The sequence below is a fragment of the Actinoplanes sp. NPDC019969 genome, assembly GCF_055562375.1.
In genome coordinates this window covers 40,810-53,452 of the sequence record NZ_JBVHFK010000016.1, presented here as the reverse complement: position 1 = coordinate 53,452, position 12,643 = coordinate 40,810, and the positions used below count along the sequence as shown (strand labels likewise).

Sequence of the window (12,643 nt, the reverse complement as noted above, 5' to 3'; positions counted from 1 at the left end):
TCTACACGACGGCCGTAGACAGTGTCTACCCGGCGAAGGGCCGGGGAACGGTCAGATGCCGGCGGCGGTGAGGATCGCGGTCATGGCGGACGCGGGCAGGGCGGGGTTGGCCGCCGCCGGCTCGGCGGTCTCCGGGTCGTCGAGGAGGGCGAGGACCCGGTCCGGGGAGAGCCGCGGATCGTCTGCCGTCGCCGCCCGGACAGTGGCCGACGGGTCGTGGCTGAGCCGGTCGATCAGCGGCGCCGGAGCGGTGACGTCGTGCCGGACCAGGGCACGGGCCCGTGGGTCGGGCGAGGTCGCGAGGCGCGCGAGTCCCGTACGCGGAAAGGAAGGGTGTCGCAACAACCCCTCCTCGCCGCCCTCCAGATAGGTCCGCAGCAACAGCTCGGAAGGCGCCGCCGCCTGATGCTCGCAGAGCATCAGCCGCACTCCGGGGTCGGGATCGGCCGCGAGCAGGGCGACCAGATCCGCCGGCAGCTCCGGATGGCAGGCGGCGCTACGCCGCAGTCCGGGGTGCGCCGACCGGGCGCACCGGCGCAGCTCGTCCGCCCCGGCGGCCAGGACCCAGTCGAGCACCGGCAGGTCCGGGCCGATCTCGACACCGATCGCGGCCCGCTGCTCCTCGGTCAGCCCGGGCCGCATCGACACGGCCAGCCGGACCCGCGGCACCGGGTCGGCGGCCAGTGCGGTCACCCATTCCGGCGGGAGCTCCGGGTCGGCGGCGGCCCGGGCCCGGTTCCACGGGGAGTCACCGGCGGCGAAGGATACGGCCTGCTCACGGCCCATGGTGGCGGGCGGGAGCGGCGTGCGGCCGAGCAGTGCCCGGGCCGCGGCGGCGATGCGCGGGTGCGGGTCGCGGGCGAGCGCCGCGACCACGTCGCGGGGGGCGCCGGGCAGGTAGGTGAGCATGTCACGGACCACCGGCTCGGGATGGCCGGCGAGGCGGCGGTACGCCCACCCGGGCAGCGGGTCCGCCCAGCGGCCGGCCGGGCCTTCGATGACCGCCTGCAGGACCGGGATGCTGAGGTCGCCGACGAGCCGGGCCCGCTGCCCGCCGGTGGCGCCGGGGCTTCGGGCCAGGGCTTCGCGCAGTTCGGGGTCGGGGTGGGCGGCGAGCGCGTCGAACACGGCGTCGGGGAAGTCGCGCCGGCCGGTGAGGTCCTCGACGTCCACCCGATCACCGGCGGCGAGCCGGAGCAGCGCGTCGACCGGGAGCGCCGGATTGCGGGCCAGGCCGCGCAGCCGCGCACGGGTGATGTCGGGGATCGGCACGAGGACCGACCTTACGACAAACATGCGTGTGGAGTTCGGCCGCGTATCGCGCCCGAACTCCACACGCCATCGGGGTCAGACGGGGCAGGAGCTGCGGTAGTCGGAGATCTGCAGCAGGCTGCTCGGGCCGGGGCAGATGAACTGGCTGTACCGGGTGTCGTTGTCGACCCACCGCTTGAGCCAGGAGACGGCCTGCACCGCGGTCCAGGTGTCCACTGTCTGCGGGAAGAAGTGGCTGGCGTTGTTGAGTTCCAGGTACGACTTCTCCGCCGACGCCGGGATGCTGTTGTAGAACGGGATGGAGTGGCTGGCCACCGGCGCGATGGCGTCGCTCTCGCCACCGACGATCAGGGTCGGCACCCGCAGCTCCGACCAGGTCTTGTCCGTGTTCCACGGGGCGAGCGGGATCGCGGCCTGCAGCGTCGGCCGGTCCTTGGCGGCTTCCAGGCTGCCGCCGCCGCCCATCGAGTGACCGGCGACGGCGAGCCGGCCGGCGTCGATCCGGTTGCGCACCGAGCTGCGCTGGGTGAGGTAGTCGAGCGCGGCCAGCAACTGGTCGCCGCGGGAGGCGGGCTGGTCGGCGGTGGTGTTGGTCTCGATGCCGATCACCACGAAACCGTGCGAGGCCAGGCGCGGGCCGAGCCAGGAGATGCTGGACCAGTACGCGGTGAAGCCGGGCGAGATGGCGATCGCGCCGAACGTGCCGGCGGTGGTCGTCGTCGGGTAATAGATCTCGCCGCCGCCGAAGCCGCTGGCGGCCAGGCGGGAGACGGAGGTCTGGCTGACCGCGAACGGCCCGCGGGAGGCCTGCAGGGCGGCGAGCGTCGGCGCGGGGCCCCGCTCGTACGGGTTCTCGGCAGCGGCGGCGCTCTCGGCGACGGCGACGCCGCCGGCCAGCATGGTCAGCGTGGTGACCGCCGTGAGCAGCATGCGGCGGGCCTTGCCGGGGACGGATGTCCGGTGCACGTCGATTCTCCTGTCTTCGGGGGAAGTTGGATCGACGAGCGTCAGTCTCGACAGGGTTCGGCGGGGCACGCATCGGCGAAATCACCTGCGACGTGTCATCACGTTGCAACATCTTGGAAATTTCATCAGCCGAAAAACCCTTCCGCCCGGCCGTCCGGCAGGGAACACTCGCCGCATGATTGATGCACCGGCAGTGCAGAAACTTGAGCTCGCCGGGCGGGCGGCCGCCCTGGCCGAGATCAGCCGCCTGACCTCGGCGGCAGCGACCGGCCGTGGCGGCGCCCTGATCATCTCGGCCGGTCCCGGGGAGGGCCGTACCGCGCTGCTGCACGCCGTCGCGGAGTCGTACCGGGACACCCCGGCCGGCTGGACGGTCCTCACCACCGTGGGGCATGCCGACGAGCGCGATCACCCGTACACCGCCCTGGCGACCCTGCTCACCGGCCTCGGCCCCCACGAAGCGCTCGCGGGCGATCCGCTCACGGTGGGCCTCGCGACGATCTCCTTGCTGCGTACGGCCACCCGCCCCGTCCTGTGCCTCGTCGACGACGCCCACCTGCTCGACCCGGACTCCTGGCGGGCGATCGCCGTCGTCACGCGCCGCCTCGGCAACGAGCGGATCGCCGTCGTCGCCACCGTCCCCACCGGCCGCGAGCCCAGCGGGCTCCCGGTGCACCGGCTGGCGCCGCTCTCCCCCGCCGCCGCCCGGCGGATCCTCGCCGCGCACGCCCCCGACCTGGCCGAGGACGTGGCCGGCACGCTCACCGAGATCGCCGCCGGGCACCCGGCCGCGCTGATCGACCTGGCCGGCGCGCTCACGCCGGAGCAGCGCCGGGGGTACGCGCCGCTGCCGGAGTCGCTGCCCGCGGACAGCCCGCTGCGCCGGCGCCTGGCCGCGGAACTCGGCGCGCTCCCGGCCCGTACCCGCCGCCTGCTCCTGCTCGCGGCCGCCGCCCCCGAGGCCTCCCCCGACACCCTGCTCGCCGCCGCACGTTCCCGGCTGGTTCTGAGGGCTGTCTCAGAGGGCCTGCGACAGCCCTCAGAACCAGCCGGAGCCTCCCCCGGCCACGAACCGCAACCCGATCCGTCGAGCCCGGCGCCCTCCGCGCCGGAAGACGCGGCGTCCGAGAACACGGCGGCGGAAGCGGGACTGGAGGACTTCACACCCGCGGAGGAGGCGGGACTGATCACCGTCACCGCGGCCGGCGTGCGGTTCAAGGGGCCCCTGATGCGAGCGGTGGCGTACGCCGAAATGCCCGTCGCCGCACGCCGGACCGCCCACGCCGCCCTCGCCGAGATCTTCGCCGCCCGTGGCGCGAGCCTGCCCGCCCTGCTGCATCGCGCCGCCGCCGCCACCGGCCCCGACGCCGGCCTGGCCCGGGAGCTGTCCCGGGCCGCCCGGACCGCTGATCCGCTGGTCGCCGCGGAGGCCCGCCGGTACGCCGCCGCCCTCTGCCCCGCCCCCACCGAACAGGCCGCCCTGCTGCTGGCCGCCGCCCGCGACTCCTGGCTGGCCGGCCGCCCGCACGAGGCCGGCCGGCTGATCCGCGGGATCCCGGCAGCCGCCGGGAACGCCCGGGTCCGGGCCCGCGGCCTGACCGCCGAGATGAGCCTGCCGGAGGGCCGCCCCGGCGCCCGGGACGTGCTGCTGGACGTGGCCGCCGAACTCGCCGAGACCGACCCCGGCACCGCCCTGGAGGCGCTCGCGCTGGCCGGCGAGTCGGCCTGCCGGTCCGGGGAGCAGTCCCGTTACGCCGCCCTGGCCCGCCGGGTCGCCGCCGGGGAACGCGGTGACGAGCCACCGGCGGTCGCTCTCGCCTTCCACCACGTCGCCGGGCTGGCCCGGATCGCCGAGGGGGACGAGGCCGCCTCGTTCGTACGCCTCCGCCAGGCCGTCGCCCTCGCCGACCGGGTCGCCGAACCGCGCCCCCTGCTGCGTGCCGCCACCGCGGGCATCCTGGTCGGCGATGCCCGCCGGGCCGCCGCGCTGGCCGGCCGGGCCGCCGTGCTGGCCCGGGAGCAGGGCGCGTCGGTGCTGGTCCCGCAGGCCCTGGAGCTGGCCGCGCTGGCCGGGATGGCCGCCGGCGACTACCCGGCGGCGAACGAGGCCGCGATGGACGGGGCCGCTGTCGCCGGGTCCACCGGGCAGCCGATCCTGGCCGCCGCCCACCTGGCGGTCCTGGCCGTGCTCGCCGCCCTGGTCGGCGACCGGGACACCACGCTGAACCGGATCGCGATGGCCGGCGACGGCCCGTCCCGCCCGCTCTGCGAGTGGGCCCTGGCGCTGCTGGACCTGGTGGACGGCCGGTGCCCGGCCGCCGCGGAACGCCTGATCGCCGTGGTCGCCGGCCCGCCCGGACCGGGTTCGGCGCTGCTGCGCGTCGCTGTCGTCCCGCACCTGCTGGAGGCCGCCGCGCAGACCTCGGCCCAGGCCACGATCCAGCCGGTGGCCAGGGCGTTCGATCAGTGGGCCGGTCGCACCGGGCAACCGAACTGGCTGGCGCTGCGGGACCGCTGCCGGGCGCTGCGGGCCGACGACGGGGACGCCGCGTTCGGGTACTTCGCGGCGGCCCTCGGCCACGACGGCGAAGCCGTGTTCCCGCGGGCGCACACCGAGTTGCTGTACGGCAGGCTGCTGCGCCGTCGTCGCCGGCACGTGGAGGCGCGGGCCCATCTGCGGCGGGCCGCGGAGACGTTCCAGGCTCTGGACGCGGAGCCGTGGGCGGCCCAGAGCGTCCGGGAGCTGCGCGCCGCCGGGGAACGCGTGGAGACCGCCGCGCCGGCCGGCCCGGAGCTGACCGCCCAGCAGGAACGGATCGCGTCGCTGGTGGCCGGGGGCGCCACCAACCGGGAGGTGGCCCAGGAGCTGCACCTGAGCCCGCGGACCGTGGACCACCACCTGCGCAACGTCTTCGCCCGCCTGGGCGTCCGGTCGCGCACCGAGATGGCACGCCTGCTGAGCACCGGCCTGGCCACCCGCTGAAGAACCACGGCTCGGGAACGGGCCGGCCGCCCGGCGGGATCAGTCGCCGGACCGGCGCTCGGTGACCACAGCGGGTCAGTCGCCCGACCAGCGCTCGGTGACCTGACGGCGGCGGCACGCGACCAGGTGCCCGGCGAGGATGCCGGGGTGGCCGCCACGCACGCACACGTCGGCGCCCGCGGTCAGGACACCGGACACCAGCTCGCCCGGGGCGCCCTCGTCGATCAGCGCGATCACCCGGGTGTCGCGTGGCAGCGCCGCACGGGCCTGCCGCACGTCGGGGATCGTCGCGCCGCTGAGCACCACCAGGTCGCCCGGCTCGACCGCGTCCAGGTCGGTGATCATCCGCATCTGCCAGCCGGAGGGCAGGTGCTGCGGCAGGCCGGCGACCCTGCTGAGCTGGCCCAGGACGGCGACCGCGGGCTGCGCGGCGGGGACGGTCCGCTCGGTGGCCGCATCGTGGCCGGTCTCCACAGGCATGGTGGTGTTCCCCTCGCTGGCTCCCTCGTGTGACCTCCACCCTTCGCCCCGCGCCTGTGCGTCACCATGTGAACTTCCTGTGCGTTCGTTGTCAGCCGCGGCGGGGGTCAGCCGGGAGCGTTCCAGGTGGTCAGCACCGGGTCGTCGCCGTGCTCGAAACCGAGGGCCGACAGGGTCGCGGTGTCCAGCTTGAGCAGGCCCCCGGCCGACGGCGGCAGGCCGATCCAGCGGGCCCCGGCGACCCGCAGGCAGTGACCGTGCCCGACGAGCGCGACGTCCCCGCCGGCCAGCAGCTCGACCGCGCGGGCCAGCACCCGGTCCAGGCGGGCGCCGGCCTGTTCCGGGGACTCGCCGTTCGGGCAGCCGTCGGTCCACAACGACCAGCCGGGCCGGGTCTCACGGATCTCCTTGGTGGTCACGCCCTCGTAGTCGCCGTAGTTCCACTCCGCCAGATCCTCGACCACCTCGGTCACGGTCAGCCCGGCCAGCTCGGCGGTGTGCAGCGCCCGCCGCCGCGGACTGGCCAGCACGGCCGCGAACTCCCGGCCCGCGAGCCGCTTGCCCACAACGGTGGCCTGCCGTTCGCCCTCCACGGTCAACGGCAGGTCGGTGTACGAGGTGTGCCGCCCGTTGGCGCTCCACTCCGTCTGCCCGTGCCGGATCAACACGATCTCCGCCATGCGTCCTCCTCGTTTCCCGCATTCCTACCCGATCCGCGGAAGAGCAGACGCCATGAGCGGAAGAGCAGACGCCATGGGCGGGAGACGGACGCCGTGCGCAGGAGGCGAGACGCCCGGCGGCTCAGTCCGGCAGGGCGAGCGGCCGGCGCTGCTCGTCGCGGGCCGCCAGCTGTTCCAGGGCGCGCAGGTACTGCCGGCGGGTGATCTCGCCGGTGATCAACTGGGTGACGAGGACGCCTTCGAGACTGAGCGGCGCCTTCGGCTCGGCGTGCCCGGACGCGCCGGACCGGGACGGCAGGAACCGGCCCTGTTCCGCGGGCTGCTTCCAGGCCGGCCAGAACGCGAGCGCCGCGGCGACGATGAGACCGAGCGTCGCCACCAGCAGGACCACCATGAGCGTCACCTCCTGTGTGACATCTTCGCCACTGAGCGCAATGATCGGCAGCCCGATGCCGGAAAAATCCCTTTCGGCGTCGCGGGGACGCCGGTTCTTTCCGGATTCTCGACGGCAGGCGCGGCACCGGACAGGCCCGTAACGGATGATTCCGGGCCGCGTACGCCGCCGGGGTCGAAGGTCCTGAAACGGACAGGACCTCGGCAGGCCGGTGACGGGATCTGCGGCCCGGGTGGCGGCGGCGCCGCAGGGGCAGAGTCATAGGTGACAGCACAGTCTCGAGGAGGACCGGATGGCCACCATCGGTCGCACGCACATCACCGCTCTGGAGCAGGTCGAGGCCCCCGGCTCGATGCTCACCCACACCGCCGCCCGGGTGCTGGCGGTGTTGCGGATCGTCACCGGGTCGGTCTTTCTCTGGGCCTTTCTCGACAAGGCGTTCGGCCTCGGCTACGCCACCGCCGGCGAGCGGGCCTGGGTCAACGGCGGCTCGCCCACCAAGGGATTCCTCTCCGGTGTCGAGGTCGGGCCGTTCCAGGACCTCTTCCACGGCATCGCCGGCGCCGTCTGGGCCGACTGGCTGTTCATGCTGGGCCTGCTCGGCATCGGCGTCGCGCTGATCCTCGGCATCGGCCTGCGGGTCGCCGCAGTCGCCGCCGGCCTGATGATGGCCTTCATGTGGATCGCCGAGTGGCCGCTCGCCCAGCACACCAGCGGCGGCGAGGCGACCCGGTCGAGCAACCCGCTGATCGACTACCACGTCGTCTACGGCATCACGGCGGCGGTGCTGGCACTGACCTACGCCGGGCACACCTGGGGTCTGGGCCGCCGGTGGGCGGGACTGGCGATCGTGCGGAAGAACCGCTGGCTGATCTGACCCCCGCATGGTGAAGCCCGGCCGGGCCCCCCACCCGGCCGGGCTTCACCATGGGCGCGGATGGCACCATGTCGGTCGAACCGCGGTCCATCGACGTGCGTACCCCGGGGTGTTCCGCAAGGCCGACCGCGGACGGAGCCGGAGATGATCGAGACCGAGATCGACGAGGAAGACCCGCACCTGTGGGAGCCGCGCCGTACCCCCGGATGGGCCGTCCCGTTCACCGCGGTGACCGGCCTGGCGGCGGTGGCGGCCCTGGTCCTGTCGGCCCGTTCGGCCGCCGCGGACTCGTGGGGCCGGGCCGCGCTGGCGCTGCTGTTCGCGGTGCTCGCCGGGCACGCCGCCGGTTACGGCGTCTACCTGGGCTGGTGTCCCGGGCGGCGGGGGCCGCGGATGCCGGAGACCACCGGCGCCGGCACCGCCTTCAGCTACTCCCGCTGGGGCTACTACTGGTATGTCAGCCTGGTCGCCCTGGCCGTCACCGGCCTCACCGTGTTCGCCGTGCTGTCGCTCGGCAACGGGGTGGCCGGTCTGCTCTTCGCCGTCGGCACCCTGGTGATCTGCCTGGCCACCGCCGGGGTGGCCGGTCTCATGCTCTGCCTGGCGCCGGGCCGCCTCACCCTCACCCCGGACGGCCTGCACCACCGCAGCCTCAGCTTCACGCAGTACTCGCCCTGGGCGTCGGTCTTCGCCGTGGAGCCCGTCGAGATCGGCCGGGAGCGGGCCGTGGTCGTCGAGGTGGAGGCGTCCGGCGCCGATCGGATCCGGCACTACCTGCCGAGGCCGCTGCGCCCGGAACATCCGCTGCTGCCGTCCATCGTGGTCACCGACACGTGGCTGGCCACCGACCCGCTGCTGGTGTACGAGACGCTCTGGCATTACCACGCCAACCCGGCCGACCGGGCCGAGCTGGGCACCCCGGCCGCCCTGGACCGCATCCGGCACCGCCGCTGGACCACCCCGGCCGACGAGGCCTGACGGCGCGGCCCGTCAGAGGCCGAGGTTCTCCGCGAGCCAGCTGCGGGCGCCGGAGCCCGGCGGCTTCGACTTCACCTCGACACTGCTCAGCCAGGCGTGCACCCGCACCCGCACGACCGGGGTGCCGGGCAGCCGCGGAACCGCCGCGAGCCGCAGCTCCTCGGAGCTGAGCGCGCTGGTCCCGCTCAGCTCGACCTCGACGCCCTCGGGGACGATCACCTTGATCTCGCCGAGGACGCACGTCCCGGTGATCTCGATGACGTCCTCGCCGGTGACCACGTCCCGCAGATCCAGGGTCGTCGCGCCGAGAAGGGTGAACGTGCTGAGCCGCCCGGACGGCAGCCGCCAGCGGCCGCGGCGCCTGCGCTCGCTGAGGACGGTGACCACCCGGTCGACGGCGCGCGCCGAGCCGACGACCGGCGCGGGGGCCAGGCCCTCGGTGGCGCGGGCCAGCTCCACGTCGGTGCTCGCGGCCCAGGCCGCCCCGACCCGGACGCTGAACTCCTCCAGGGTGATCCGCCCGTCACCGCACGCCTGTTGCAGCAGCTCGGCCACCCGCTCACGGTCGTCGTCGGAGATCGGCGCCGGCACAGGGAATCCCACGGCCGCCGACGCTACACCCCGCCCGCAACAGGGCCGGCGGATGTCGATCACGGCGGGCGTCGAACCCCGGTCCGCCCGTGCGCGTACATCCCGTCATGACCGGGACCGGCCGGGCACGTGAGCTGTGCCGTCACCGGGCCGGGCGATCCGCTGAGGAGATGGCGATGTCCAAGCCGGGACCGGCGACCGGGGGCACCGTCTCACTCTGGCTCCTGGGGCTGCTCGGGGCCGTGGCGGCGGGTCTCGCGGTGGTCTCGGCGATGGACGGCGACCCGGTCGCGGCGCTCGGCTTCGGGGCGGCCGCCGTGTTCCTCGGCCATCTCGCCGGCTTCGGTGTCCACCTGTGGTGGCGGCGGTACCGCTGGGAGCCCACGGTGGACGACGGCGGGGTGACGTTCCGCCACTCCGGGTGGGCGTACTACTGGGTCGTCAGCGTCGCCGTCCTGATGATCCTGGCCGTGCCGGCCGCCGGCGCGGGTTTCCTGCTGGCGGGCGACCCTCCGGCGAGCGTCCCGGCGCCGCTCGCCGCGGCCGTCACCACGTCGCGCTGCTGCCGTCGATGGCGATCCGCGGCATGTGGCTGGCCGACGATCCGGCGGTCGTCTACCGGACGCTGCGCCACTACCACGTCCACCCGTCGCACCGCCCCGAGCTGGGCGCCGGCGCCGCGCTGGCCCGCATCCGGGAGCGGCGGCCCGGAGAGGTTCGCACCCGGACCGCAACCGTGGCGGCAACCGTGCCGCAACCAGCCCCGCCAAGGATCGACGGCGAGACCGATCACGATCTGATGGAGGGGTACGGGCCATGGCAGCCAAAATCGGAGCCGCAGTAGCCGTGATAGCCGGATTCGTCAGTCTGGCCGGCGGGATCGCCGCTCCCCTGTACGCAGCGTTCGGGCCGAGCTGACACACTTGACCGATCATGACGCTGACCGATCGCCTCCCGGGCACCGCCGAGCCTGACGCCGTCTTCGACGCCTTTCAATCCTGGGTGTCGGAACAGGGCCTGACCCTGTACCCGCATCAGGAGGAGGCGCTGATCGAGATCGCGACCGGCGCGAACGTCATCCTCAACACCCCGACCGGCTCGGGCAAGAGCCTGGTCGCGACCGGGGCGCACTTCGCCGCCCTGGCCGACGGCCGCACCACCTTCTACACCGCCCCGATCAAGGCGCTGGTCAGCGAGAAGTTCTTCGCCCTGTGCGCGGTCTTCGGCGCGCACAACGTGGGCATGCTGACCGGTGACGCGAGCGTGAACGCGGACGCCCCGATCATCTGCTGCACCGCCGAGATCCTGGCGAACCTGGCGCTGCGCGAGGGCGCGGACGCCGACGTCGGCCAGGTGGTGATGGACGAGTTCCACTTCTACGCCGAGCCGGACCGCGGCTGGGCGTGGCAGGTGCCGCTGATCGAGCTGCCGCAGGCGCAGTTCATCCTGATGTCGGCGACGCTCGGCGACACGACCCGGTTCGTGGACGATCTGTCCCAGCGCACCGGCCGGGCGACGGCGGTGGTGGCGAACGCGGAACGGCCCGTCCCGCTGATCTTCGAGTACGCGATGACGCCTCTCCACGAGACGATCGAGGAGCTGCTGTCCACCAGGCAGTCGCCGGTCTACATCGTGCACTTCACCCAGGCCGCGGCCCTGGAGCGGGCGCAGTCGCTGATGAGCATCAACATGTGCACCCGGGCGGAGAAGGACGCGATCGCCGCCGCGATCGGCAACTTCCGGTTCACCGCCGGTTTCGGGCGGACCCTGTCCCGGCTGGTCCGGCACGGCATCGGCGTGCACCACGCGGGCATGCTCCCGAAGTACCGCCGCCTGGTGGAGACCCTCGCCCAGGCCGGCCTGCTGAAGGTCATCTGCGGCACCGACACCCTCGGCGTCGGCATCAACGTGCCGATCCGCACGGTGCTGTTCACCGGCCTGTCGAAGTACGACGGGGTGAAGACCCGGCTGCTGAAGGCCCGGGAGTTCCACCAGATCGCGGGCCGGGCCGGCCGCGCCGGGTACGACACCATCGGCACGGTGATCGTGCAGGCCCCGGAGCACGTGATCGACAACGAGCGGGCCCTCGCCAAGGCCGGCGACGACCCGAAGAAGCGCCGCAAGGTGGTCCGTAAGAAGCCGCCGGAGGGGCAGATCGGCTGGGGCAAGCCGACCTACGAGCGGCTGGTCGACGCCGAGCCGGAGCCGCTGACCTCGTCGTTCCAGGTCAGCCACGCGATGCTGCTGAACGTGATGAACCGGGGCGGCGACCCGTTCCCGGCGATGAAGCACCTGCTGACGGAGAACCACGAGGAACGCCACGCGCAGCGCCGGCACATCCGCCGGGCCGTCGCGATCGCCCGCGCCCTGATCGCCGGGGGCGTGATCGAACGTACCGAAGAGGGGGTCTATCGCCTTGTCGAAGACCTCCAGCTGGACTTCGCGCTGAACCAGGCGCTGTCGCCGTTCGCCCTGGCCAGCCTGGAGCTGCTCGACAGGGAGTCCCCGGAGTACCCGCTGGACGTCGTCTCGGTGATCGAGTCGACCCTGGAGGACCCCCGCCAGATCGTCTCCGAGCAGCGCAAGAAGGCGCGCGGCGAGGCGGTCAACGCGATGAAGGCCGAAGGCATCGAGTACGAGGAGCGGATGCAGCTCCTGGAGGACGTGACCTGGCCGCAGCCGCTGAAGGAGCTGCTCGAGGCGGCGTACGAGACGTACCGGCGCGGCCACCCGTGGGTCGCCGACTACGAGCTGAAGCCGAAGTCGGTGGTCCGCGACATGTACGAGCGGGCGATGACGTTCACCGAGTACGTCTCGTTCTACGGCCTGTCCCGGTCCGAGGGCCTGGTGCTGCGGTACCTGGCCGACGCGTACCGGGCCCTGCGCCAGACGGTCCCCGAGGACGCCCGCACCGAGGAGCTCACCGACCTGATCGAGTGGCTCGGCGAGCTGGTCCGGCAGGTCGACTCCAGCCTCCTCGACGAGTGGGCCCGCCTGCAGAACCCCGGCGAAGAGGTCACCGAGGTCCGCATCGACGACAAGCCGCCGGCGGTCACCCGCAACACCCGGGCCTTCCGGGTGCTGGTCCGCAACGCCATGTTCCGGCGGGTGGAGCTGGCGGCGCTGCGCCGCTGGGACCTGCTCGGCGAGATGGACGCCGAGTCCGGCTGGACCTCCGAGCGCTGGCAGAAGGCGATCCAGGACTACTTCGAGGAATACGACGAGCTGGGCACCGGCCCGTCCGCGCGCGGCCCGGCCCTCCTGCACATCGACCAGGGCGCCACGGTGTGGACGGTCCGGCAGGTGTTCGAGGATCCCAACGGCGACCACGACTGGGGCATCGAGGCGACGATCGACCTCGCCGAGTCCGACGAGATCGGCTCGGCCGCGATCACCGTGACCGCCGTCGGCCCGCACTGACG

The 12,643-nt window shown here is 73.7% G+C and carries 11 protein-coding genes; 5 read left to right on the top strand and 6 right to left on the bottom strand.

The genetic code is table 11. The features are described 5' to 3' along the window. Positions 1–51 precede the first annotated feature (51 nt). Positions 52–1,272, bottom strand: coding sequence for a hypothetical protein (locus tag ACZ3II_RS37550; RefSeq protein WP_465524465.1), 1,221 nt, complete (start codon positions 1,270–1,272; stop codon positions 52–54). A gap of 75 nt (positions 1,273–1,347) precedes the next feature. Continuing rightward, positions 1,348–2,202, bottom strand: coding sequence for an alpha/beta hydrolase family protein (locus tag ACZ3II_RS37545; RefSeq protein ID WP_465524621.1), 855 nt, complete (start codon positions 2,200–2,202; stop codon positions 1,348–1,350). Positions 2,203–2,413: 211 nt separating this feature from the next. On the opposite strand from ACZ3II_RS37545, the gene ACZ3II_RS37540 reads away from it, so the two are divergent. Then, on the top strand, positions 2,414–5,221 hold the full coding sequence (locus ACZ3II_RS37540; RefSeq protein WP_465524463.1) for a helix-turn-helix transcriptional regulator: 2,808 nt from the start codon (positions 2,414–2,416) through the stop codon (positions 5,219–5,221). Between the two features lie 75 nt (positions 5,222–5,296). On the opposite strand, the gene ACZ3II_RS37535 is transcribed toward ACZ3II_RS37540, so the two are convergent. The 3 genes from ACZ3II_RS37535 to ACZ3II_RS37525 form a co-directional block, all read right to left on the bottom strand. Then, positions 5,297–5,701: a hypothetical protein gene (locus ACZ3II_RS37535; protein WP_465524461.1), complete on the bottom strand. Its 405-nt coding sequence runs from the start codon at positions 5,699–5,701 to the stop codon at positions 5,297–5,299. Positions 5,702–5,808: 107 nt separating this feature from the next. After that, positions 5,809–6,381 (bottom strand): histidine phosphatase family protein, encoded by a 573-nt coding sequence (locus ACZ3II_RS37530; RefSeq protein WP_465524459.1) that lies wholly within the window; start codon positions 6,379–6,381, stop codon positions 5,809–5,811. Positions 6,382–6,502: 121 nt separating this feature from the next. Beyond that, positions 6,503–6,775: a hypothetical protein gene (locus ACZ3II_RS37525; protein ID WP_465524457.1), complete on the bottom strand. Its 273-nt coding sequence runs from the start codon at positions 6,773–6,775 to the stop codon at positions 6,503–6,505. Positions 6,776–7,127: 352 nt separating this feature from the next. Here ACZ3II_RS37525 and ACZ3II_RS37520 point away from each other — a divergent pair, with 352 nt between their 5' ends. Then, a complete protein-coding gene (locus tag ACZ3II_RS37520; protein ID WP_465524619.1) occupies positions 7,128–7,652 on the top strand; it encodes a hypothetical protein in 525 nt (174 codons plus the stop codon). Positions 7,653–7,796: 144 nt separating this feature from the next. Next, complete coding sequence (locus ACZ3II_RS37515) at positions 7,797–8,630, top strand: hypothetical protein (RefSeq protein WP_465524455.1); 834 nt, start codon at positions 7,797–7,799, stop codon at positions 8,628–8,630. 12 nt (positions 8,631–8,642) lie between these two features. Here ACZ3II_RS37515 and ACZ3II_RS37510 read toward each other — a convergent pair whose 3' ends face one another. Continuing rightward, complete coding sequence (locus ACZ3II_RS37510) at positions 8,643–9,233, bottom strand: DUF1707 SHOCT-like domain-containing protein (RefSeq protein WP_465524453.1); 591 nt, start codon at positions 9,231–9,233, stop codon at positions 8,643–8,645. Positions 9,234–9,397: 164 nt separating this feature from the next. Between ACZ3II_RS37510 and ACZ3II_RS37505 the strand changes: the two genes are divergently transcribed. Together ACZ3II_RS37505 and ACZ3II_RS37500 are read left to right on the top strand one after the other, a co-directional pair. Beyond that, positions 9,398–10,021 carry a hypothetical protein gene (locus ACZ3II_RS37505; RefSeq protein ID WP_465524451.1) on the top strand — a complete coding sequence of 208 codons (624 nt, stop codon included), beginning with the start codon at positions 9,398–9,400 and terminating at the stop codon, positions 10,019–10,021. A gap of 133 nt (positions 10,022–10,154) precedes the next feature. Continuing rightward, positions 10,155–12,641 carry a DEAD/DEAH box helicase gene (locus ACZ3II_RS37500; protein ID WP_465524449.1) on the top strand — a complete coding sequence of 829 codons (2,487 nt, stop codon included), beginning with the start codon at positions 10,155–10,157 and terminating at the stop codon, positions 12,639–12,641. The last annotated feature ends 2 nt before the right edge of the window (positions 12,642–12,643 follow it).

Excerpts from the sequence above, each read along its gene's own strand:
- ACZ3II_RS37545 (WP_465524621.1), bottom strand. The coding sequence starts at position 2,202 with ATGCTGCTCACGGCGGTCACCACGCTGACCATGCTGGCCGGCGGCGTC.
- ACZ3II_RS37540 (WP_465524463.1), top strand. The coding sequence starts at position 2,414 with ATGATTGATGCACCGGCAGTGCAGAAACTTGAGCTCGCCGGGCGGGCG.
- ACZ3II_RS37535 (WP_465524461.1), bottom strand. The coding sequence starts at position 5,701 with ATGCCTGTGGAGACCGGCCACGATGCGGCCACCGAGCGGACCGTCCCC.
- ACZ3II_RS37530 (WP_465524459.1), bottom strand. The coding sequence starts at position 6,381 with ATGGCGGAGATCGTGTTGATCCGGCACGGGCAGACGGAGTGGAGCGCC.
- ACZ3II_RS37525 (WP_465524457.1), bottom strand. The coding sequence starts at position 6,775 with ATGGTGGTCCTGCTGGTGGCGACGCTCGGTCTCATCGTCGCCGCGGCG.
- ACZ3II_RS37520 (WP_465524619.1), top strand. The coding sequence starts at position 7,128 with ATGCTCACCCACACCGCCGCCCGGGTGCTGGCGGTGTTGCGGATCGTC.
- ACZ3II_RS37515 (WP_465524455.1), top strand. The coding sequence starts at position 7,797 with ATGATCGAGACCGAGATCGACGAGGAAGACCCGCACCTGTGGGAGCCG.
- ACZ3II_RS37505 (WP_465524451.1), top strand. The coding sequence starts at position 9,398 with ATGTCCAAGCCGGGACCGGCGACCGGGGGCACCGTCTCACTCTGGCTC.
- ACZ3II_RS37500 (WP_465524449.1), top strand. The coding sequence starts at position 10,155 with ATGACGCTGACCGATCGCCTCCCGGGCACCGCCGAGCCTGACGCCGTC.